Origin of the sequence: Ralstonia sp. 24A2, from assembly GCF_051783885.1 — a bacterium.
GTDB lineage: Bacteria > Pseudomonadota > Gammaproteobacteria > Burkholderiales > Burkholderiaceae > Ralstonia.
In genome coordinates, this window is record NZ_JBPVZD010000003.1 from 122,185 (window position 1) to 144,272 (window position 22,088).

Genomic DNA, 22,088 nt, shown 5'->3' on the forward strand with positions numbered 1-22,088 from the left:
GGTTTGTCCAAGAACGATCGATCACCACATCTGCCAAGCGCAGCACCTCTGCCCGAGGTGGACGCTGCTCACACGGCCTTCCTGCTGGACTTTGACGGCACGCTTGTCGACATCGCCCCGCAACCTGATGCCGTGCATGTCGGCGCGCCGTTGCGCGAAACACTTGCCGCATTGCATGCCGCTTGTGGCGGGGCGCTGGCTGTCATCAGCGGGCGCACGGTGCACGACCTCGAATCCCTGCTCGCCCTGCCCGGCCTGGTGATTGCCGGCGTGCATGGCGCTGAACGCCGCTATGCCAATGGCAACTTCGTCCGCCTGAACACCGATGCCGACGTCCTCGCCGAGCTGGAGCGCGAACTGCGCGCCGAGCTCGCGCAATCGCCGGGCGTCATGCTGGAGAGCAAGGGCATCGCCTTCGCACTGCATTACCGCAATGCCCCGGAGGCGGAAAATGCAGTGCTCGCCCTGGCCGATCGCCTCGCGCATCGCTACCCGGAACACATCCGCCTGCAGGCCGGCAAGATGGTCGTCGAGCTCAAGCCACGGGGCGCGAGCAAGGGCGATGTCGTACACACGCTGATGACCGAGCGCCCTTTCATGGGCCGCACGCCATTGTTTGCCGGCGATGACCTGACCGATGAAAACGCATTCGATGCCGTCAACGCGCTCGATGGCTGGTCGGTCAAGATCGGTACGGGCCCAAGCCAGGCACGATGGCGCGTACCGAATCCGTCGGCGTTGCGTACGTGGCTGACTACGCTGGCTGGCAAGCGAGGCCGCGCATGAGCCGGCTCATCGTGATCTCCAACCGCGTCGCACCCATCGCCGAAGGCCAGGGGACGGCAGGCGGCCTGGCCGTAGGTGTGTTCGATGCGCTGCGCGAGACCGGCGGCGTCTGGTTCGGCTGGAGCGGTGAAACGGCAACCAACGTATCCAGCGAGCCCACCATCGTCGCCAAGGGCAACATCACCTATGCCACCGTCGGCCTGAGCCGGCGCGACTACGACCAGTACTACCGCGGTTTCGCCAATGCGACGCTGTGGCCGATCTTCCACTACCGCGTGGATCTGGCGCGCTTCCAGCGGCAGGAATACCACGGCTATCGACGCGTCAACTCGCAGTTCGCGCACCAGCTCAAGGCGCTGGTCGAGCCGGACGACATCCTCTGGGTGCACGACTACCACCTGATACCGTTTGCTGCCGAATGCCGCGCGCTGGGCCTGACCAACCGCATCGGGTTCTTCCTGCACATCCCGTTTCCGGCGCCGGAAATCCTCACGACGATCCCGCCGCATGAAGAGCTGATGCGTGCGCTGTGTGCGTACGATCTGGTCGGCTTCCAGACCGAAACCGACCGTGTTGCCTTTTACGACTACATCGAGCGCGAGGCCCGCGGCTATATCGAGCACAAGGAGCAGAACGGCCCGGTGCATGCGTTCGGCCACACGCTGCGCGCGGAGGTCTACCCCATCGGCGTCCACCCGGATGAGATCGCGCAGCAGGCGGTGTCGTCACTGGCCCGGCGCAATCCATTTACGCGGCATACCAGCCCGCGTGGTGAACGCAATGGCAGCCAGCCCAAGCTCATCATGAGCGTGGACCGCCTGGACTATTCAAAAGGGCTGCCCGAACGCTTTCGCGCATTCGAGCAGTTACTGGATGACTTTCCCGATCACCGCCGGCATGTGACCTTCATCCAGATCGCGCCGACCTCGCGCCAGGACGTGCAGAGCTACCAGCAGATTCGCCAGCGCCTGGAAGCAGAGTCGGGACGCATCAACGGCAAGCATTCGGAGCTGGACTGGACGCCCATCCGCTACATCAACAAGCAATACGAACGGCGGGTACTGATGGCGCTGTTCCGCACTTCGCACGTCGGCTACGTCACGCCGCTGCGCGATGGCATGAACCTTGTTGCCAAGGAGTACGTGGCCGCGCAAGACCCCGAGGACCCGGGCGTGCTGGTGCTCTCGCGCTTTGCCGGCGCGGCGCGCGAGTTGGATGCCGCACTCATCGTCAACCCGTATGACACACGCGGCATGGCCGAGGCACTCAACCGCGCACTGACGATGCCGCTGGAAGAACGCAAGGCACGCTACGCCCACATGATGGATCGGCTGCGCACGGCCAACCTAACGGTCTGGCGCGAGCGCTTCGTGACCGACCTTCGCAACGCGCCGCAAGGATAGGCACGTTGCTTCACATGGCGCTGTTACAAAAATTTAGCTTGCTATTAGATAGCGCGCTATCTAATATGCTCGACATGGACACACGCAAGACCTCCTCTCCGTACCCAAACCTGACGCTGGATGTGCAGCTGTGCTTCGCGCTGTACTCGACCATGATCGGGCTGAACAAGGTGTATCGGACGCTGCTCAAGCCCCTGGGCCTGACGTATCCGCAATACCTGGTCATGCTGGTGCTGTGGGAGGACGACGCACAAACCGTGTCGGCCATCGGCGAGCGGCTGTTTCTCGACTCCGCCACCCTCACCCCCATGCTCAAGCGGCTGGAGGCAGCGGGCCTGATCGAGCGCCATCGCTCCGAGGAGGACGAGCGCCAAGTGATCATCTCGCTGACGGACGCGGGCTGGCAGTTGCAGGAACGGGCCAAGGACGTGCCGAATTGCATTGGTGCCGCCGCGCAATGCGCACCGGAGGAGATCGAATCCTTGCGCACACAGTTGAATGACTTGCGCGGGCGGCTCTTCAAACACGCCGCCTGAAGCGAGGGCAATAACCCGCGGGTGCCCGAATTCCTCATCGGCATCCGTTTTTTTGAAGCAAATACATAGCACGCTATTTAATAGCAAACTATTTCAACCAAGTGCTTCGGCTCCGACGGCCGCTGCACTTCGCTCCAAACCTTCGTCAGGAGAACTGTCATGTCGATCGAAAACGTCGTCTACCGTGCCCAAGCCAACGTCACCGGTGGCCGTGATGGCCGCGCTACCACGGCCGATGGCCGCCTGGATCTGAGCCTGTCCACGCCTCGTGAACTCGGCGGTGCCGGTGGTCAAGGCACCAACCCCGAGCAGCTGTTTGCCGCCGGCTATAGCGCCTGCTTCATCGGCGCGATGAAGTTCGTCGCTGCACGCGACAAGCTGCGCATCCCAGCAGATGCGAGCGTGCAAGGCACCGTCGGCATCGGCCCGATCCCCAATGGTTTCGGCATCGAAGTCGACCTGGCCATCAGCCTGCCCGGTATGGATCGCGCCGAAGCCCAAACGCTGATCGAACGCGCCCACGTCGTCTGCCCGTATTCGAACGCCACGCGCGGCAACATCGACGTGCGCCTGAACCTGGTCTGATGGTTTGAGCGACTGTGTGTTGTGCAAACGCCCGCCAGTGGTGACACGGCGGGCGTTTTGCATTCAGGCGCCAGCGCTGCCGCTGCGCAGGATGTGCTCGATGTTCGGCGCCTCATCGTCCTGCGTCGACAGCATGCCGGCCAGCACGGCATTCATGCGCATCCAGTGCGAGCCCGGCCAGTAAACACGCCGGCAGACGTCGCAGGTGCTGAACAGGCGCTGCCGTTCACGCACGCGCGGGGGCACGCTGGCGGCGGCCTCTTCCACGCTCAGCATGCGCAGTGGCACGTTGCACTCCAGGCAGCGCGAAAACGGCTTGGCGACACCGGCCAGCTGGAAGCGCGCCACGATCTCACGCATCTGCTCTTGCGGCACTTGCGCACGGATAAACGCGCCACGCCGGATGCCCCGCCGCTTAAGCAATTCGCGATCGCGCGACAGGACGATCCAGTCTTCTTCCTGCGCCAATACTTCGATGGCCGCGTCGGCGTAGTTGTTGTCGTAGGCGGTATCGAAACCGGCCATGCGCAGCAGGCGTGCAGTAGCCCCGAGATGGGCGTCGCACAGAAAGTGCAACGGCGCTTCGGCCAAGGCGGGTTTCACACCGGATATGGCGACCAAGCCATGCACTGGAAGCATGGCCTCCAATGCCTCGGCACGCCCATCGACAAGTACCTGCCCAACCTCGGTATGCGGTACGCCGAGTGACTCAATGGCGTGCTTGAGTGTGGCGCCCGATGCCCAGGCACGCGCAATGGTGTGCCCGCGCAAGGCCGACGGCAAAAGCGGCGTCAGGTCGGCATCGAACGTGAAAGCGACGGTCTGCATGACTGCCACGATACTCCCAGCAGACCAAACCGGGAATCAATGCCAATCAGTGCTTGAGCGCGCGCGGCAGGATGAGCGCGAAGATGGTGCCACGCCCTGGCGCGCTACGAACGTCGACCATGCCACCATGCCGTTCGATCACGGCCTTGACGAACGGCAACCCGAGGCCCACGCCGCCGCTGCCATCCGGTTTGCGCTCCGCCTGAAAGAACGGCTCGAACAGGCGACGCACGGTTTCGTCCGTCATCCCAATGCCCTCGTCGGTGACGCTCAGCACCAGCGCACCGTCAGCGCCCACATCAACGGTGAGCGCCACCGTGGTGCCGGCGGGCGAATACTTGATCGCGTTGTCCACCACATTGACGACAGCGCGCATCAGCATGTCGGCATTCCCGCTGACGATGGTGTCTTCCACGGAGAACACTGGCTCGCGCAGGACGATGCCCTTCTGCTCGGCAGCAAGCCAGCTCTGGTCGACCGCCTCTTCGGCCACTTCACTCAACGCCACCGGTTCAAACTCGGCGCGGTCGAGCCGTTCAGCGCGGCTCAACTGCATGAAGTCCTTGGCGATGCGCAGTGAATAGGAGGCTTGCTGGCGCAGATCATTGAGGAAAGCGCGGTCCGATACCGTGACCGAATCGTCGCCATGGGCTGAACCCCGGCGGTCGATCAGCGAGAGGATGGCCGTCAGCGGGCTGCGCAGATCGTGCGCGATGTGGCGCAGCATGCGCTTGTCGTGCGAGACCAGATCCTTCACACCGGTAATGTCGATCAGGCAGACCAGATGCGAGGTCTGCACGGGTCCGTCAGCGCCCTCGGCGTCGCTCGATAGCGGCTCGCACATCAGCATGTGGGGGCGGCCGCCCCAGTCGATCTCGTGGCTCGTATCACCGCCCTGCTGCACGCTCTCTGCAACCAGCTGCTCAATCTGCGCCAGCCCTGGGGCGCCGCTGCCCCCCTCCGCCCCTGCCTCCATCAATGCCGCGGCTTTTGCGTTCCAGACGGCAACGTGGCCGTCCATCGCCAAGAACACCGGGTACGGCAACTGGTTGATCATGTCGACGTACAGCTTCTGCCAGCCGCGCACCTGCTTCAGTGTCGCCTTGATGCTGCTCAACTCACCAGTGGATGCGATGGCGGTATCGGCTGCGTGCTCCAGCGGCCGGATCGACGCGGCAATTCCACGCCATTCCGATAGCTCGCTACGCAGCATCGACAGCATCCGCGCATGCCGCTCCCACGCAAAGAAGCCGTAGATCAGCAAGCAAACCACCGGCAGCAAGCCCAGCGGCAGCCAGATGTGGAAGGCCAGCATGACCAGCGGCACAGCAAAAATCACCACGCCCCAGCCGAGCGCGGCCAGGTGCACGGCGCGCCCCGGCACCAGCACACAGATGAGCACAATGCCGAACGCCAACGCTAGATAAATCGCCACCTCAAGCCCAATCGGCGCCTCGCGTGCCACGTTGCCTGAAGCAATCGCATCGGCAATCAGGGCATCGAGCTGCGTCCGCGTGACTTCGTGCGCGTTGAGCGACGAAATCTGGAACGTCCCCTCGCCACGCCAGGCCTTGTTGCCGACAAAGACCACCTTCCCCGCAAACGTCTCTTTGGGCACGCGCTGATGCAGCACGTCGATATACGAATACTGCGGAAGGTTCATCACCCTCGGCAGCATCGTCATCACGGCTTGCGTACGCTCGTCGCTCATGGACTGCGCATACGGCTGCATGAACTTTGCGATGGGCAACCGAGGCTCAACGCCGGCAACGCGCAGTGCGTCGAGCGAGACGCTTCCATAGTTGACACCCGCCGACGCGCGGTAAGGCACGAACCCCGTGACCACGCCGTAATGGCCGACGGTAACAACGCGATGGCTGCGCGCTGCAGCCAGCGAACTGAGGGATTGCGGCAGCATCAGGTTGGAGCCGCCCGTTGCGTCTTCCGCCACGCTCGGCACGACCAACAGCGTGCGCGGATAGGCGCGCATGCCCGCCTGGAGCGCCGAGTAATCCAAACCCGGCAGCAGCGGCAGATCAAGGGCAACGCTGCCCGCCGCGCTCAACGAATCGAGCAACTGCGCCGAATACCCCGCCATGCGATGCGGGTCCAACTGCGCGACCGTCGCCTCATCAATGTTGACGACGACAACCTGCTCCGTTGACCGATGCGCCACCACCTGCGCCATCGCATCGAACAGCACACGATCCAGTGCCCCCGATACCACGCCGCTGCCGGGGTGCCCGCTGAACGCCGCCAGCGCCAACATGGCGACAACGAACAGGCCTCGCCAAAGGCCGATCGAGATCAGGCGGCGGATGAGCGAGGGCATGGGGTGCTGCGGCTGGTCAGTCGAAATCGCTATCGGCAGCGTCAGCCAGACGCTCAAGGCGGTAGCCGCGTCGATACACGCTCGAAATCTTGAGCCCGTGCTGGCGCAAGCGCAGTGCGTTGCGAACCCGGGTGATATAGGTCGCCAGTGTCCCGACCTGCGCCTCGTCGACCTCGCCCCAGACATGCTTGAGCAGCGCATCGCGGCTGACCACGCGGCCTGCGTGACTGAACAGGTAGAGCGCGATGGCGAATTCGCGTTCGGGCAGTTCCTGCTGGCCGCCGTCCGGCAGCTTCACCATGCGCGCGGTTTCATCCAGCACGTAGCCGTCAAACTCAACCTGTCGCTTCTTCTGCGCTTCTGGGTAGTACTTGCGCAGTTGCGCCATCACGCGCGCAAGCAGCATGCGCTCGCTGGCGGGCTTCACGAGGAAATCGTCCGCACCACTGTCCAGCCCGTGCAGGATGTCCCGCTCGTCGTCATGCTGGGTGAGCAACACGATGGGAATCTCGAAATGGACGCGTGCGCGGACGTTGCGCAGAACCTCAATGCCCGTCATGCCGGGCACGTCCCAGTCGAGCACCAACATGTCGACCTTTTCCTTGTCGATGCGCGCCATGAACGCAGGGCCATCGTGCTCGACGATGACGTCATACCCCGCGTTCTCGAGCCAGCGCCGGACGGCTTCGGCTTGCGCAAGGTTGTCTTCCAGGACAGCGATGCGCTTCTTTTCGGAATCGGGGGGCGTGGCCGTCGACATGGGTGCGTGGTGCTCGGATGCGGTTTTGAGGGACGTGCTAATCGTCACATTCCGTCAATGGTAGCAGTCTTGCCCCGTAAATCCAGCGTTTGAGCGCTCTTTGGAAGACCACTGGCCGGTCCGGTTTAACGCCGATGCGTTGCCTGCCGTCTGGAGCAGAGGTAGCCGTCTGACGAGCAGGCGGCAGCTGATACCCCTCAACGCAAATCTAGGAGCCGTACCATGCTGAGCCTGCACACCAACGCCGCTGCGATGAACATCCAGAAGTCCATCGGCAACAACCGTGCCAACCTGAACACCACCATGACCCGCCTGGGTACCGGCCATCGCATCAACTCCGCCAAGGACGATGCTGCTGGCCTGCAGATCGCCGTGCGCCTGCAAGCGCAAACGCGCGGTATGGGCGTGGCCATGCAAAACACGCAAAACGCCTCGTCGATGCTGCAAACCGCTGATGGCGCGATGAACGAAGTCACCAACGTGCTGTACCGCATGAAGGACCTAGCCACGCAAGCTGCGGACGGTTCGTCGTCGGACGAAGACAAGAAGGCCATGCAGGCTGAGTACGATGCGCTGGGCAAAGAGCTCAAGAACATCATGGATAACACGTCGTATGGCGGCTCGACGCTGCTCATCGGCGGCAAGCTGGCCAGCTCGATGGATTTCCAGATCGGTGCTTCGGCATCGGAGAAGATGACGTTCAACGTGGGTACCGAACTCACTGCGGTCGATAACGCCATCAAGGCCGCATCGAAGGAGTACGGTGGTGCTGTCGCAGATGAACTCACCAAGAGCGCAAACCTGATGATCGGCCGACTCGAAACGGCCCTCGCCAATGTCGGCACGCTGCGCTCGGCCATCGGTGCGGGTGAAAACCGCCTCGGCCACGTCTACAACAACCTGGGCAACATGTCGACCAACACCGCCGACGCTGAAGGCCGCATCATGGACGCCGACATGGCTACCGAATCGGCCAAAATGAGCTCGCAACAAGTGCTGATGCAAGCCGGTATGGCCATGCTCAAGCAGACCAGCTCGATGAATCAAATGGTACTGTCGCTGATCCAGTAATCGGCACATCACACCCTGCGGTACCTCAAACCGGCCCGCCAAAAGCGGGCCGTTTTTTTTGTTCGTGGGCACAAGAAAGACTTGCATGCAGACTTAACAGCGGCCCCTTCTCCGCCGTCTTGTTAAGACGTAGCCGTCTGATGAGCAGGCGGCAGCAGATACCCCTCAACGCAAATCTAGGAGCCGTACCATGCTGAGCCTGCACACCAACGCCGCTGCGATGAACATCCAGAAGGCCATCGGTAACAACCGTGCCAACCTGAACACCACCATGACCCGCCTGGGTACCGGCCATCGCATCAACTCCGCCAAGGACGATGCCGCTGGCCTGCAGATCGCTGTGCGCCTGCAAGCGCAAACGCGAGGTATGGGCGTGGCGATGCAAAACACACAAAACGCCTCGTCGATGCTGCAAACCGCTGACGGCGCCATGAACGAAGTTACCAACGTGCTGTACCGCATGAAGGACCTGGCAACGCAAGCGGCGGATGGTTCGTCGTCGGCCGACGACAAGAAGGCTATGCAGGCCGAGTTCGACGCGCTGGGCAGGGAACTGAACAACATCATGAACAACACCTCATACGGCGGCTCCAAGCTGCTAGTTGGCGGCAAGTTGGCGAACTCGATGACGTTCCAGATTGGTGCCAGTAAGGACGAGACCATGACGGTCGACTTCAGCAGCAAAATCACGGGCACCGACGGCGTTGATACCAAACTCAAAGGGCTTTCGGCGACCTATACCACCCCCGACTCGACAACCGTGGGAGCTGAGCTAACCGGTGCCGGCAGCGCCAGCACTGCAATCGAGAACCTGTCCAAGGCACTGGACGCAGTGGGCAGTCTGCGCTCGGACGTCGGTGCCGCAGAAAACCGCCTGGGCCACGTCTACAACAACCTGGGCAACATGTCGACCAACACGGCTGATGCCGAGGGCCGCATCATGGACGCCGACATGGCCACCGAATCGGCCAAGATGTCGTCCCAACAAGTGCTGATGCAAGCCGGCATGGCCATGCTCAAGCAGACCAGCTCCATGAACCAGATGGTGCTCTCGCTGATCCAGTAAGCGATTCCCCGCTCGACTGAGATTGACTGGCCGGTCCGCCACAAGCGGGCCGGTTTTTTTTTTGCTCATAGGCGCAGAAGAAGCGCACACATCGCCTTAACACCTGCCCTCCTCCCGCCGTCTTAGTAAGACGTAGCCGTCTGATGAGCAGGCGGCAGCAGATACCCCCCAACTTTGATTTAAGGAGCCGTACCATGCTGAGCCTGCACACCAACGCCGCTGCGATGAACATCCAGAAGGCCATCGGTAACAACCGTGCCAACCTCAACACCACCATGACCCGCCTGGGCACGGGCCATCGCATCAACTCCGCCAAGGACGACGCCGCCGGCCTGCAGATCGCCGTGCGCCTGCAAGCCCAAACGCGCGGCATGGGCGTGGCGATGCAAAACACGCAGAACGCCTCGTCGATGCTGCAAACCGCTGACGGCGCGATGAACGAAGTCACCAACATCCTCTACCGCATGAAGGATCTGGCGACGCAAGCCGCTGACGGTTCGTCCTCCGCCGACGACAAGACCGCCATGCAGGCTGAGTTCGACGCACTGGGCAAGGAACTCTTGAACATCACCAAGAACACGTCGTACGGCGGCGCCTCGCTGATCGCTGAAACCGGCAGTAAGCTCGCCGCCTCGATGGACTTCCAGATTGGCGCGTCGGCATCGGAAAAGATGACGTTCGATGTCTCCACGCAACTGACTGCCGTCCATACCGCACTGAAGGCAGCAGCCAAGACGTACGACGGCACAACCGACAAAGGCACCGAACTGACTGCCACGGCCAACGCAACCATCGGCCTGCTGGAAACGGCGCTCAAGGACGTCGGTACGCTGCGTTCGGCCGTCGGTGCCGGTGAAAACCGCCTGGGCCACGTCTACAACAACCTGGGCAACATGTCGACCAACACGGCTGATGCCGAAGGCCGCATCATGGACGCCGACATGGCTACCGAATCGGCCAAGATGAGCTCGCAACAAGTGCTGATGCAAGCCGGCATGGCCATGCTCAAGCAAACCAGCTCCATGAACCAAATGGTGCTCTCGCTCATCCAGTAAGCGATTCCGCTCTCGATTGAGATTGACTAACCGGTCCGCCGCAAGCGGGCCGGTTTTTTTTATTCATGGTGCGCCAAGAACGCGCATCGGGGCTTAACACCCGCCCCCTCCCCGTCGTCTTGGTAAGACGTAGCCGTCTGACGAGCAGGCGGCAGCAGAGACCCCCCAACTTTGATTTAAGGAGCCGTACCATGCTGAGCCTGCACACCAACGCCGCTGCGATGAACATCCAGAAGGCCATCGGTAACAACCGTGCCAACCTGAACACCACCATGACCCGCCTGGGTACCGGTCATCGCATCAACTCCGCCAAGGACGACGCCGCCGGTCTGCAGATCGCCGTACGCCTGCAAGCGCAAACGCGCGGCATGGGCGTGGCCATGCAGAACACGCAGAATGCTTCGTCGATGCTGCAAACGGCTGACGGCGCTCTGAACGAAGTCACCAACGTGCTGTACCGCATGAAGGACCTGGCCACGCAAGCGGCTGACGGTTCGTCGTCGGATGAAGACAAGAAGGCCATGCAGGCCGAGTACGACGCCCTGGGCAAGGAACTCGCCAACATCATGGGCAACACGTCTTACGGTGGCTCCAAACTGCTGAACGGCGGCAAGCTGGCGGCATCGATGGACTTCCAGATTGGTGCTTCGGCGTCGGAGAAAATGACGTTCAACGTCAGCACCGAACTGACCGCCGTCGATACCGCAATCAAGGCCGCATCGAAAGAGTACGGCGGCGCCGCGACGGAAGAACTCACCAAGAACGCCAACGACATGATCGGCAAGCTCGAAACCGCACTCGCCAGCGTCGGCACGCTGCGCTCGGCCATCGGCGCCGGTGAAAACCGCCTGGGCCACGTCTACAACAACCTGGGCAACATGTCGATGAACACGGCTGATGCCGAGGGCCGCATCATGGACGCCGACATGGCCACCGAATCGGCCAAGATGAGCTCCCAGCAAGTGCTGATGCAAGCCGGCATGGCCATGCTCAAGCAAACCAGCTCGATGAACCAGATGGTGCTCTCGCTCATCCAGTAAGCGATTCCGCTCTCGATTGAGATTGATTGGCCGGTCCGCCACAAACGGGCCGGCTTTTTTATGCGTTCAAGGTTTGTACAACCTTCTCCACGATGTGGCGCCCACTGCCGACAATGGCGCCAACCTTTCAAACGGAGCCATGAACGTGTCGGCACTTTCCACACCTTCCCGCAACGCCCGAGCCGCATCGCCGGTGGTGCTCGACCCGTGCACGCTGGGGCGTCCGTACCACTTGCTCGACGAAGTTCTGCAAGACATCCAGCGCAGAATTGATCACACCTTCCATGAACGCTTCAACCTGCGCCGTGGCACGAACTTCGTCACCTCTCACATCGCCATTGCGGCGATCCGCCCGCGCGATGCCGCCGGCTGGCGCACCTACGCATCGGAGCACGGCCAGATTGCCGTGCGCTGCGACCGCGCGCTTCTGCTGGCACTGCTGGCCTGCCATTACGACACCCCGCTCGACCCCGCAGCACTGACAGCACCGGGGCCCGAAACGGGCACGGAGCGCCGCTTTGCCGCGCAACTGCACGCCACGGTGCTCAGCGCATTCGCCACCGCCGTCATCGGCGAACAGACCGAGCCCTTTCCGCCCGTCGCCGACACGCTGCCGGCCCCGACCGCACGTGCACTACGCATCCGCATCGAAGACCGCACCCGCAACCTCGCCGGCGAACTTGAATTCGCGCTGGACGACGCCTGGCTCGCGCACCTGTTTGCACGCCTCGACGCGCAACGCCTGCGCCCCACGTCGTCCACCTCGGACGGCACACCCGCCAATGTGCGCATCCCCATCACACTGTCAGTGCGCATGCTGACCAAGGACCTGCGCCTGGAAGACCTGCTGCGCATGGGCCCCGGCGACGTGCTGCCCGTGCGGCTGCCCGATACCGCCGACGTACTCGTCAACAACGTGCGCCTCTACCGCGCGGCCCTGGCCGAGCAACAGGGCGCCATGTGGATCACCTCTTTCGAACTTGTGGAGTAACACGACATGACCGCCATCAACGATATCGACCTCTCCGCGCTGGACGACCTGGACCTGGGCGATGAGCCCCAGGCCACGCCCGAAGCCGCCGCCCCGCGCGACCCGATGCGCATGCTGCGCCGGATCCCCGTGCGCCTGACACTGGAAGTGGGCGAAGCCACCGTGCCGCTGGCCGATCTGCTGTCGTACGAAGCCGGCTCCACGGTGGAGCTCAACCGCCTGGCCGGCGAGCCGCTGGTCATCAAGGTCAACGGCACCGCCATCGGCACGGCAGAAGTCGTGGTCTCGGGCGAGCACTACGGCCTGCGCATCATTGAACTGGACGACCTGAGCTCGCTCACGTCATGAAGCACCGCGCCCCTTTCGTCCGTCTGGTCCGCCTCGGCACCTGGCTGATCGTGTTTGCCGGCTTTGCGCTGGCATCGCTGGCCGTGCCCGCCCTCGCGCATGCCGACACGCTCACGCTCGCCTCCAGCGGCCCGAAGGGTGAAGGCTTCACCGTCAAGACGCAGATCCTCGTGCTGATGACGTTGCTCGGGTTGCTGCCCGCGCTGCTGATGACGATGACAAGCTTCCTGCGCTACGTGGTCGTGCTATCGCTGCTCAAACAGGCACTGGGCCTGCAGCAGGGGCTGCCCGCACGCATCGTCACCGGCGTGGCGCTGGTGCTGACGATGCTGACGATGCGCCCGATTGGCGAGGAGATCTGGCAGAAGGCCTTCGTGCCCTACGACCAGGGTAAGGTCAGCATGCAAGTAGCCCTGAAGACCGCGGAAGAGCCGCTGTCACGCTTCATGCTCGCGCAAACCAACAAGGCCACGCTCGCGCAGATGGCCAAGCTCTCGGGCACCGAAAAGATCGAGAAGGCGGAAGACCAACCCTTCCTGGTCAAGCTGTCCGCCTTCGTGCTCAGCGAGCTGAAGACGGCCTTCCAGGTGGGCGCGATGCTGTTCATCCCGTTCCTCATCATCGACATCATCGTCGCCTCCGTGCTCATGGCGATGGGGATGATGATGCTGTCGCCACTGGTCATCTCATTGCCGCTCAAGCTGCTGCTGTTCGTGCTGGTGGATGGCTGGTCGCTGACGGTGAATACGCTCATTACCAGCGTAAAGGCCTTCTGATGCTGACACCCGACCTTGCCGCCAGCCTTGCCATTGACGCCCTGCGTCTGGTGCTCGTCATCATCCTTGTGCTCATCACGCCGGGGCTGATTACCGGCGTGCTGGTCGCCATCTTCCAGGCCGCCACGCAGATCAACGAACAGACGATGAGCTTTCTGCCGCGTCTGGTCACCACGCTCATCGCGTTGGCGCTGGCCGGCCCATGGGTGGCCGACCGCGTGATGCACTACACGGTCGAGATTTTCGGCCGCGCCGCACAGTTGGCCGGCTGACGACCTGACGATGGAAGACGCCCTCACCCAGCTTCTGCCGCTTGCGAACGCGATCGTCTGGCCGTTCTGCCGGATTGCCGCTGCGTTAGCCGCTGCCCCGATCCTGGGTGAGGTGATGGTGCCGATACGCATCCGCCTGCTGATCGCGCTGATCCTCGCACTCGTCGTGCAGCCCGGCATACCGGCACCGCCGGCCATCGACCCGATCTCGCTGCAAGGCGTGGCGGCCATGGCCGAGCAGGTGCTGATCGGCGGGCTGCTCGGCTTCATGTTCCATCTGGTGCTGTCTGCGCTGCAGATCTTCGGCGCCATTGCCTCGTCGCAGATGGGCCTGTCGATGGCGCAGATCAACGACCCGATGAACGGCCAGATGGCCGACGTGCTGACCAGCGTGATGTACGTGGTGTTCATCCTGCTGTTCTTTGCGGTGGATGGGCACCTGATCCTCACGCACGTGCTGGCGCGCAGTTTTACGGTGTGGCCGGTGGGTAGCTTTGCGTTCGACCTTGCAGCCCTCAAGCACCTGGCGTTTGCGGTGGGTTGGATCTTCTCTGCGGCCGTGGCGCTGGCCCTGCCGGTGATGTTTGCCACGCTGGTGGTGCAAGTCGGCCTGGGCCTGCTCAACCGTGCAGCGCCCGCGCTGAACCTGTTCGCGCTGGGCTTCTCTGTCACGACGATGTTCGGGCTGTTGCTGCTGACGCTGCTGCTGCCCTCCCTGCCCGACCACTACGGCCGCATGGTGGAGCACGTGCTGGAGGTGTATGACCAACTGGCCCTGCCGCCCGCACCCGGCAAGATGTGACGAGCCCGGCGCGGGCGGTGTGCGCACCGCCACGCTTCTCGGGCGGACCTCAGAGGTCCGATGGCGCACCTCAAAGCTCCGACTTCCGCACTAAAAGTTTCGAATCCGGACCTAGGGAGGTCCGACGTTGGACCTCCAAGGTCCGTCGCTGCTGAAAAAAGCATCAACAATGCTGAAAAAAGCAGCAAAACTGCACCTCAACAGGTCCAACCTCGAGCCTCAAAGGTCCAGCGTTGATGCTTTTTTCAGCATTGCCGGAGGTGGAGAGGTCCAGCATCGGACCAAAAAGTATCGAATCCGGTGTTCTGAACGCCACACGCGGGGTTCGGAACCTCAACGCCGGGGGGTGCGCGGGCCGTTCAAGGTCTGTTCAACCTTCTCAACACCTCGCAACGACTTGCCGACAATGGCCGCAACTCACCCGAGGAGGCGATTGATCGTGTTCACCGTGCCCGTTGCGCCTGAGATGTCTGACGCACACGCCGTGCTGCCCCAGGAGGCTCGTCTATGAGCCAGCAGTCCAACAACGGCGACAAGACCGAAAAGGCCACCCCGCAGAAGCTGCGTAAAGCGAAGCAGGAAGGCCAGATCGCGCGCTCGCGCGATATCGGTACCGCCGTGGGGATTCTGGTGGCGCTCAAGCTGATCGTCGTGCTCGCGCCGGGTTGGTCCGTGGATCTCAAACGCATCTTTGCGCTGTCGTTTGCCGACCTGTCGGGCGACGGTGCGCTCGGCAATGCAGGTTCGATGCTGTTTCCGGCCACGCTGCTGCTGATCGGCAAGATGCTCGCGCCGCTAGCAGCCGTGCCGGCCGGCATCGTCATCGCATCGCTGGTGCCGGGCGGCTGGGTCATGAGCCGCAAGAATTTCATGCCGAAGTTCAGCAAGCTGAACCCGATCGCCGGGCTCAAGCGGCTGGTCTCCCGCAAGCATTACGTGCAGTTCGGCACGACGGTGCTCAAGGCGATCACGTTGATGGTGACGCTCTTTGTGGTCTGCCGCGCCAATCTGAACGGCTTCATCCGCCTGCAGGGGGCTCCGCTCATGGATGCGCTGGCGGGCGGTGCTGATTTGTTCCTCACTTCCGCGCTCACGCTGGCGGGGGTGATTGCCGCGTTTGCGCTGATCGACGTGCCCATCCAATGGATGACATTCATGCGCGAACAACGCATGAGCAAGCGCGACATCAAGGACGAGATGAAGCAGTCCGAGGGCAAGCCCGAGGTCAAGAGCCGCATCCGCCAGATTCAGCGCCAGATGGCGCGCAACGGCATGCGCAAGACCGTGCCGACCGCCGACGTGGTGGTCATGAACCCGACCCACTACGCCGTCGCACTCAAGTACGACGAATCGCGCGCACAAGCACCGTATGTGGTGGCCAAGGGCGTTGACGAGATCGCGCTGTTCATTCGTGATCTCGCCAAGGAGCACGGCGTGGAAGTGCTCGAGATTCCGCCGCTGGCCCGCGCCATTTACCACACCAGCCAGGTCAACCAGCAGATTCCGGCGGCGCTGTATCGCGCGGTGGCGCAGGTGTTGTCTTACGTGCTGCAGATCAAAGCATTCCGCAACGGCGGCCGTGGTGTCTCGCCGTCATTGCCCACGGGTTTCGATATTCCAGAACATCTACAAAAGGCTCCGTCCCCATGAACTTGATAGCCATGCTCAAGCGCGCGAAGTTTGCCGCGCCGCTCGCCCTGTTCGCCATCCTGGCGATGGTGATCCTGCCATTGCCGCCCATGGCGCTGGACATGATGTTCACGTTCAACATCGTGCTGTCCATCGTGGTGGTGATGGTGGCGGTCACCGTCAAGCGGCCGCTGGATTTCTCGGCGTTCCCGACCATCATCCTGGCCGCCACGCTGATGCGGTTGACGCTGAACGTGGCTTCCACGCGCGTGGTGCTGCTCAATGGCCATACCGGCGGGAGCGCGGCGGGTCAGGTGATCGAGTCGTTCGCCAATGTGGTGATCGGCAGCAACTTCGTGGTCGGCCTGGTGGTGTTCGTGATCCTGATGATCATCAACTTTGTGGTGGTCACCAAGGGGGCGGAGCGGATCTCGGAAGTGTCGGCGCGCTTTACGCTGGATGCGCTGCCCGGCAAGCAGATGGCCATCGATGCCGACCTGAACGCGGGCGTCATCACGCAAGAGCAAGCCCAGAAGCGCCGCAAGGAGGTTACGACCGAGGCCGACTTCTACGGTGCCATGGACGGTGCATCGAAGTTCGTGCGCGGCGATGCCATTGCCGGCATTTTGGTGCTGATCATCAACCTGATCGGCGGCGTGGTGATCGGCGTGATGATGCACGGCCTGCCCACGGGCGAAGCGTTCCACAAGTACGCGCTGCTGGCCATCGGTGACGGCCTGGTCGCGCAGATTCCGGCGCTGCTGCTCTCCGCTGCTGCCGCGGTGATCGTCACGCGGATCAACGACTCGCGTGATTTTGAACAGCAGGTTGGGCAACAGTTGCTGGCATCACCCGTGGTGCTGTTCAGCGCCGCTGCGCTGATGGCCGCGCTGGGCCTGATCCCGGGCATGCCGACGCTGGTGTTCCTGTGCTTTGCGGCCGTGCTTGGCTATGTTGGCTGGCGCATGTCGCAGCGGCCATCGCCCGCCGAAGCCGCCAGCGCAGAGGAAACCGCTCGCGCCGTTGAGGCCACGCTGGCCGCCCCGCGCGAAGAAGCACTCGACTGGACCAGCCTGCCCTACGTGGATGCGCTGTCGGTGTCACTGGGCTACAAGCTGGTACAGATGGTGGACCGTGCGCAAGGTGCTCCGCTCGTGCGTCGCCTGCAGGGCACGCGCCAGAGCCTGTCGGAATCGCTCGGCTTTCTGCTGCCGCCCATAGGCGCGCGTGATGACATGAGCCTGCCGCCCGCCGGTTACGCCATCATGCTCAACGGCACCGCCCTCGCGCAGGCACAGGTGCAGCCCGGCAAGCTGATGGCGATTCCGTCGCCCACCGTCTACGGCGAGCTCGACGGCACGCCGGGCGTCGACCCCGCTTACGGCATGCCCATCACGTGGATCGAACCGGAACAGAAAGCCCACGCACTGGGCCTCGGCTACCAGGTGGTCGACTGCGCCACCGTCATCGCCACGCATGCCGCCAAGCTGGTACGCGAGACCCTGCCCGAGCTGTTCAGCTACGACAACGTGACCGCCATCATCGAACGGCTGACGGGCATCGCCCCCGTGCTGGCCGATGCGCTGGGCAAGTGCCTCACGCACAGCCAGTTGCGCAAAGTCTTCCGCACGCTGCTGGCCGAGAACGTGTCGATCAAGGACATCGAAACCGTGGCCTCCACGCTGGTGGAAGCGGCGGAGACCACCAAGGACCCGCTGCTGCTCGTGGCCGAGGTGCGCTGCGCACTGCGCCGTCAGATCGTCTCTGCGCTGGGGTCGCCGCAGGCTGCATTGAAGGGCTTCAGCCTGACGGTGGAGCTGGAGAACATCCTGTTAGGTGCGCTGAGCCGCGCGGAGCAATCCGGCACGCGTGCACCGCTAGACAACTTCCCGGTGGAGCCGAACGTGCTCTCGCAACTGCAGACGCACATGCCCGCCGTGGCCGAGCAGATGAAGCAGATGGGGTCCACACCCGTGCTGATGGTGGTGCCGCGCGTGCGGCCGATGCTGGCGCGTTACGCCAAGCTGTTTGCGCCAGGGTTGGCTGTGCTGTCTTACAACGAGATTCCGGAGAACAAGGAGGTGAGTATTGTGGGGACGTTGGGGTGATTGGAAAGGCCGACAAACAACGTAGTGGCCTCGGGCTAGGCGCGCAAACACAGACAACACCTAAGGTCGGCAACGTCGGTTTGCGCAACGACACCGGCATGGCTTTATTAACGCCCCTTAAAAATAACTTGCTCGATATACTCATTTGGATTAACCAAAAACAGTTACTGTCCCGATTTTAAAATAATTGATTTGATCTTCTAGATGTAGGGGAGCGGGTTGCCTATTGTTACCGACGCAAGAAAATCACTTGCGCGGTGGCATCTGAACATTGCGAACACATTCCCTTTAGGAGATGCATATGCCGTACCGTTCGATTGCCGTAGCGGGCTGGGTTATGTTTAGCGCGTTTTGCGCGTCAAGCACTTACGCGCAAACCACATGCAGCGGCGCAAACGTTTCAGACTGGGTCAATCCAAGTAAGAGCGTGACGTACGTGGTGAGTGATGCTTCAGCACGGCTCACGACGTCGGGCGGAGGGGATTTGATGTCCAATGGCGACACGATTACCATCGCGCCAGACGGAAGCGCCAAAGTCACCTCCGCTACAGTGAAGAATCTCACGACCGCGAAATTGGAAAAACTTGGGCCGCTCAATCCCAAGGTCCAGATTCAGACCACCAATACCCTCAACACCTATTCGCTGCAACTCGACACGCCTGTTTGCTCAGGGGGCACTGCATCGCCGACAGGTGCGGTGAAGGTTCCGTTTAGAGCTATCAGCGTGGGCGGTGGAGACACGATTCAGGAGCTGACGCTTACAAACGTCGATTCATTGAAAGCCTCAACCACGTCAACGCAAACCGCATGCAGCGGCGCAAACATTTCGGACTGGATCGACCCAAGTAAGAGCGTGACCTACGTGGTAAGTGAAGCCTCATCAAGGCTAACGACCTCCGGCGGAGGGGATCTGATGTCCAATGGCGACACGATCACCATCGCGCCAGACGGAAGCGCCAAAGTCACCTCCGCTACAGTGAAGAATCTCACGACCGCAACATTGCAAAAACTTGGGCCGCTCAATCCCAAAGTCCAGATTCAGACCACCGATACGCTCAGGACCTACTCGCTGAACCTCGACACGCCGGTTTGTGCCGGGGGCTCGGCGTCACCGACGGGCGCTGTGAAGGTTCCCTTCCGCACTGCAAGTGTGGGCGGTGCAGACATCATTCAGGAACTGACCCTCAGCAGGAAGCCCCTTTGACCGCGCGGTTTGAGGCAAATCCTCGCCAGTAGATGGAAATAAAGAAGCGCACGTTTTACCGTGCGCTTCTTTGCGTGAGCGGGTACAGCACTCAGGCGCGGTTGTACTGCTCCACATCCAACGCGCCTTCAGCCCGCGCCACCACCACCGCAGTCACCGTATCGCCCGTTACGTTGGCCGACGTGCAGCACATGTCAATCAACCGATCCACTGCGGCAATGACGGCAATCACCTCCAGCGACAGCCCAACCGACGCCAGCACCAGGCTCATCACTACCAGGCCAGCGCCAGGAATGCCCGCGGCGCCGATCGAAGCCAGCGTGGTGGTCACCACCACCATCGCCATCTGCCCGGTGGTCAGCTCCACCCCGTAGGCGTTGCTGGCGAAGATGGCCACGGTGCCCAGGTAGCTCGCCAGGCCCGCCATGTTGATGGTCGAACCGAGCGGCAGCACGAAGCTCGCGATACGGCCATCGACACCCAGGCGCGCCTGGCAGGTTTCCATGTTGAGCGGGAGCGTGGCCGCGCTGCTGGCCGACGAGTACGCAAACAACTGCACCGGCAGCATCTTGCGCAGGAACGGAAGCGGGTTGAGGCCGAAGGCGCCCAGCAGCACGCTGCACATGATGATCATCACGACCGCCAGCACCGCGTAGTTGACCGCCACCAGCGAGCCGAGATGGCCCAGCGCGGAGAAGCCGTGGTCGGCCGTCACATACGCCATCAGCCCGAACACACCCACCGGCGCGAGCTTGAGCACCATGCCGATCAGCTTGAACACGACGGCCGACAGGCTTTCGAAGAAGCTGCGCACCGGTTCACCGCGCTCGCCCGACAGGTTGATCGCCAGGCCGAAGAAGATGGCGAACACGATGGTCGGCAGCAGCGCGCCTTCCGCAAAGGATTTGAACGGGTTGGAGGGGATGGCCGACATCAGCGCGTCTTTCAGGCTGGTCGGCTCTACCAGCACGGATGGGTCGACGGTGAGCGGCAGGTCGAAGCCTTTGCCGATCTCGAACAGCCCCGCCATGCTCATCGCCAGCACGGCCGTGGTGGACATCAGCAGCGCGTAGATGGCGATCGACTTCCATGCGATGCGGCGCATCGCGGCCAGATCAGAGAGCGAGGTGATGCCGCAGACGAGCGACACAAACACGACCGGAATCACGCACATCTGGATCAGCGACATGAAGATGTCGCCGAGCGGCTGCAGCAGCTTGGCGGGCTCGCCAATGAAGTGACCGGCGGCAATGCCCAGGACGAGGGCGAGGAAGATCTGTGTGCCCGCGGTCAACCGCAGGCTTGGGAGTCGGGAGGATGGCGTCATCGGCTGGGGGGCTCCTTATAAAGCGGTGGATCTTCCCCCTCAGCCTCGCCGATTCACCGGCGGCGTTGAATAAGGTTCAACAGATTCTTGATGATTCAACAGAATCCTCGCAGGCGGCTGCGCTTGGCGCCTTAGAGCTTGAGCAGCGTCTCCACTCGGGCACGGCTGAGGCCCGACAGCGTTGCGGTGACGGTCGACAGCACGTTGAAGTCCGTCGAGCCGCCCAGCGTATCGGCCATCGAACGGGTAGCACGTGCAGCCTGCGGGCCGGTTGCATCACCCATGCCGCCACGCAGGCGGCTGGTGGCGGCATCCAGGTGGCTGCGCAGTGTGCGATCCGCCTGGGTGAGCCCATCGAGCGCACGGACCACATCACGCAGCGTTGCACGTTGCTCGGTCCGGTCCCCCACTTGCCAGCGTGCCGGCGCAATGGCCTCGGCTGCGGCATCCGCTTGCGCGCGGCTCGGCCGCCCGCCCGGGAAACGCTTGCCGCCGCCTTGCACCATCATTTGGTCTCGCACGGCGGGCCAGCGCGATTCGGCCACGGTGAAGTCCACCTGACCATCTGCAGCCGGGGACACACGCACGCCGGTGGCGGCCAGTGCACGGTCTAGCTGCTTTGCAAACGCGGCGGGTTCAAGCGGCTTGCCGTCGAACGTGACGGAGGCCGCCTGCTTGCCGAGGCCCATCGGGTGAAAGGTCAGCGTTTCCGCACCCTGGCTGCGCCACTGCTCGGCATCGAGCGCACGAACGCGGAAGGTCCGTGTGGCATCACCCGCCGGATGCACGCCCAGTTGTGCGTCGAGCACGCCGCCCGTTGATGCTGCGCGATGGCTCCACAGCCCGTCAAAACGGGCGACGCGTTGTGTCAGCTCATCACTGCTGCGTGCGGCACCGCCCAGCGTGGCACTCAGTGCTGCTTTCAGGCCACGCAACTGGACTGCCGCCGCATCCACAAATGCCAGCGCGCGCTGCGTGCCCGTCACGTCGGCGTTGAGTTGCGCTTGCCGCGCGGTGAAGACGGCGGTGGCGCCCGGCGCACGCGCCGCACCCGCCGTGGTTGCCGGCTGCTGTGCAACCGGCGGCTTGGCTGCGGGCGCCTGCGCAATCTTCGCAGCAGCGCCACGTTGGGTCTGCGCCGTGGCGGTGTTCGCGTCGTGCCGGGATAC

Annotated in this window: 21 protein-coding genes; 16 read left to right on the forward strand and 5 right to left on the reverse strand. The window is 62.8% G+C overall.

Features of this window, described 5'->3' with window-relative positions; translation table 11 throughout:
• The first annotated feature begins 3 nt into the window (after positions 1 to 3).
• The 4 genes from otsB (at position 4) to ACS13N_RS17970 (ending at position 3,310) form a co-directional block, all read left to right on the forward strand.
• Entirely contained in the window at positions 4 to 786 is a 783-nt protein-coding gene (otsB, locus tag ACS13N_RS17955) for a trehalose-phosphatase (RefSeq protein ID WP_438932980.1), read from the forward strand.
• Positions 783 to 2,189 (forward strand): alpha,alpha-trehalose-phosphate synthase (UDP-forming), encoded by a 1,407-nt coding sequence (otsA, locus tag ACS13N_RS17960; RefSeq protein WP_438932981.1) that lies wholly within the window; start codon positions 783 to 785, stop codon positions 2,187 to 2,189. Before otsB ends, otsA begins: the two co-directional genes overlap by 4 nt.
• A gap of 74 nt (positions 2,190 to 2,263) precedes the next feature.
• Positions 2,264 to 2,725 carry a MarR family winged helix-turn-helix transcriptional regulator gene (locus ACS13N_RS17965; RefSeq protein WP_438932982.1) on the forward strand — a complete coding sequence of 154 codons (462 nt, stop codon included), beginning with the start codon at positions 2,264 to 2,266 and terminating at the stop codon, positions 2,723 to 2,725.
• A gap of 159 nt (positions 2,726 to 2,884) precedes the next feature.
• Positions 2,885 to 3,310 (forward strand): organic hydroperoxide resistance protein, encoded by a 426-nt coding sequence (locus ACS13N_RS17970; protein WP_438932983.1) that lies wholly within the window; start codon positions 2,885 to 2,887, stop codon positions 3,308 to 3,310.
• 63 nt (positions 3,311 to 3,373) lie between these two features.
• Here ACS13N_RS17970 and ACS13N_RS17975 read toward each other — a convergent pair whose 3' ends face one another.
• From ACS13N_RS17975 to ACS13N_RS17985, 3 genes are read right to left on the reverse strand one after another with little or no spacing between them, the layout of a single operon-like run.
• Complete coding sequence (locus tag ACS13N_RS17975; protein ID WP_438932984.1) at positions 3,374 to 4,138, reverse strand: Mut7-C RNAse domain-containing protein; 765 nt, start codon at positions 4,136 to 4,138, stop codon at positions 3,374 to 3,376.
• A gap of 46 nt (positions 4,139 to 4,184) precedes the next feature.
• Positions 4,185 to 6,470 carry an ATP-binding protein gene (locus ACS13N_RS17980; protein ID WP_438932985.1) on the reverse strand — a complete coding sequence of 762 codons (2,286 nt, stop codon included), beginning with the start codon at positions 6,468 to 6,470 and terminating at the stop codon, positions 4,185 to 4,187.
• A gap of 16 nt (positions 6,471 to 6,486) precedes the next feature.
• Positions 6,487 to 7,230, reverse strand: a complete 744-nt coding sequence (locus ACS13N_RS17985) for a response regulator transcription factor (RefSeq protein WP_438932986.1) — start codon at positions 7,228 to 7,230, stop codon at positions 6,487 to 6,489.
• Positions 7,231 to 7,452: 222 nt separating this feature from the next.
• Here ACS13N_RS17985 and ACS13N_RS17990 point away from each other — a divergent pair, with 222 nt between their 5' ends.
• The 12 genes from ACS13N_RS17990 to ACS13N_RS18045 all read left to right on the forward strand — a co-directional run bounded on the left by ACS13N_RS17990 (position 7,453) and on the right by ACS13N_RS18045 (position 19,592).
• A complete protein-coding gene (locus ACS13N_RS17990) occupies positions 7,453 to 8,301 on the forward strand; it encodes a flagellin N-terminal helical domain-containing protein (protein WP_438932987.1) in 849 nt (282 codons plus the stop codon).
• Between the two features lie 190 nt (positions 8,302 to 8,491).
• Positions 8,492 to 9,367 (forward strand): flagellin N-terminal helical domain-containing protein, encoded by an 876-nt coding sequence (locus tag ACS13N_RS17995; RefSeq protein ID WP_438932988.1) that lies wholly within the window; start codon positions 8,492 to 8,494, stop codon positions 9,365 to 9,367.
• Between the two features lie 194 nt (positions 9,368 to 9,561).
• Positions 9,562 to 10,422, forward strand: coding sequence for a flagellin N-terminal helical domain-containing protein (locus ACS13N_RS18000; RefSeq protein ID WP_438932989.1), 861 nt, complete (start codon positions 9,562 to 9,564; stop codon positions 10,420 to 10,422).
• A 191-nt stretch (positions 10,423 to 10,613) separates the two neighbouring features.
• On the forward strand, positions 10,614 to 11,462 hold the full coding sequence (locus ACS13N_RS18005) for a flagellin N-terminal helical domain-containing protein (protein ID WP_438932990.1): 849 nt from the start codon (positions 10,614 to 10,616) through the stop codon (positions 11,460 to 11,462).
• 145 nt (positions 11,463 to 11,607) lie between these two features.
• Positions 11,608 to 12,453, forward strand: coding sequence for a FliM/FliN family flagellar motor C-terminal domain-containing protein (locus ACS13N_RS18010; protein WP_438932991.1), 846 nt, complete (start codon positions 11,608 to 11,610; stop codon positions 12,451 to 12,453).
• Positions 12,454 to 12,459: 6 nt separating this feature from the next.
• Entirely contained in the window at positions 12,460 to 12,801 is a 342-nt protein-coding gene (gene fliN / locus ACS13N_RS18015; protein ID WP_104654338.1) for a flagellar motor switch protein FliN, read from the forward strand.
• A complete protein-coding gene (gene fliP, locus ACS13N_RS18020; protein WP_438932992.1) occupies positions 12,798 to 13,577 on the forward strand; it encodes a flagellar type III secretion system pore protein FliP in 780 nt (259 codons plus the stop codon). Before fliN ends, fliP begins: the two co-directional genes overlap by 4 nt.
• Positions 13,577 to 13,849 carry a flagellar biosynthetic protein FliQ gene (locus ACS13N_RS18025; protein WP_104654340.1) on the forward strand — a complete coding sequence of 91 codons (273 nt, stop codon included), beginning with the start codon at positions 13,577 to 13,579 and terminating at the stop codon, positions 13,847 to 13,849. Before fliP ends, ACS13N_RS18025 begins: the two co-directional genes overlap by 1 nt.
• Before the next feature lie 10 nt (positions 13,850 to 13,859).
• Positions 13,860 to 14,651, forward strand: a complete 792-nt coding sequence (gene fliR, locus ACS13N_RS18030; RefSeq protein ID WP_438932993.1) for a flagellar biosynthetic protein FliR — start codon at positions 13,860 to 13,862, stop codon at positions 14,649 to 14,651.
• 507 nt (positions 14,652 to 15,158) lie between these two features.
• Entirely contained in the window at positions 15,159 to 16,301 is a 1,143-nt protein-coding gene (flhB, locus tag ACS13N_RS18035) for a flagellar type III secretion system protein FlhB (RefSeq protein WP_438932994.1), read from the forward strand.
• Entirely contained in the window at positions 16,298 to 18,388 is a 2,091-nt protein-coding gene (locus ACS13N_RS18040; protein WP_438932995.1) for a flagellar biosynthesis protein FlhA, read from the forward strand. Before flhB ends, ACS13N_RS18040 begins: the two co-directional genes overlap by 4 nt.
• Positions 18,389 to 18,689: 301 nt before the next feature.
• On the forward strand, positions 18,690 to 19,592 hold the full coding sequence (locus tag ACS13N_RS18045; RefSeq protein ID WP_438932996.1) for a hypothetical protein: 903 nt from the start codon (positions 18,690 to 18,692) through the stop codon (positions 19,590 to 19,592).
• Between the two features lie 91 nt (positions 19,593 to 19,683).
• On the opposite strand, the gene ACS13N_RS18050 is transcribed toward ACS13N_RS18045, so the two are convergent.
• Together ACS13N_RS18050 and ACS13N_RS18055 are read right to left on the reverse strand one after the other, a co-directional pair.
• On the reverse strand, positions 19,684 to 20,919 hold the full coding sequence (locus ACS13N_RS18050) for a dicarboxylate/amino acid:cation symporter (RefSeq protein ID WP_438932997.1): 1,236 nt from the start codon (positions 20,917 to 20,919) through the stop codon (positions 19,684 to 19,686).
• A gap of 131 nt (positions 20,920 to 21,050) precedes the next feature.
• Positions 21,051 to 22,088, reverse strand: a 1,038-nt coding sequence (locus ACS13N_RS18055) for a hypothetical protein (protein WP_438932998.1), incomplete at its 5' end; no start/stop codon positions are given.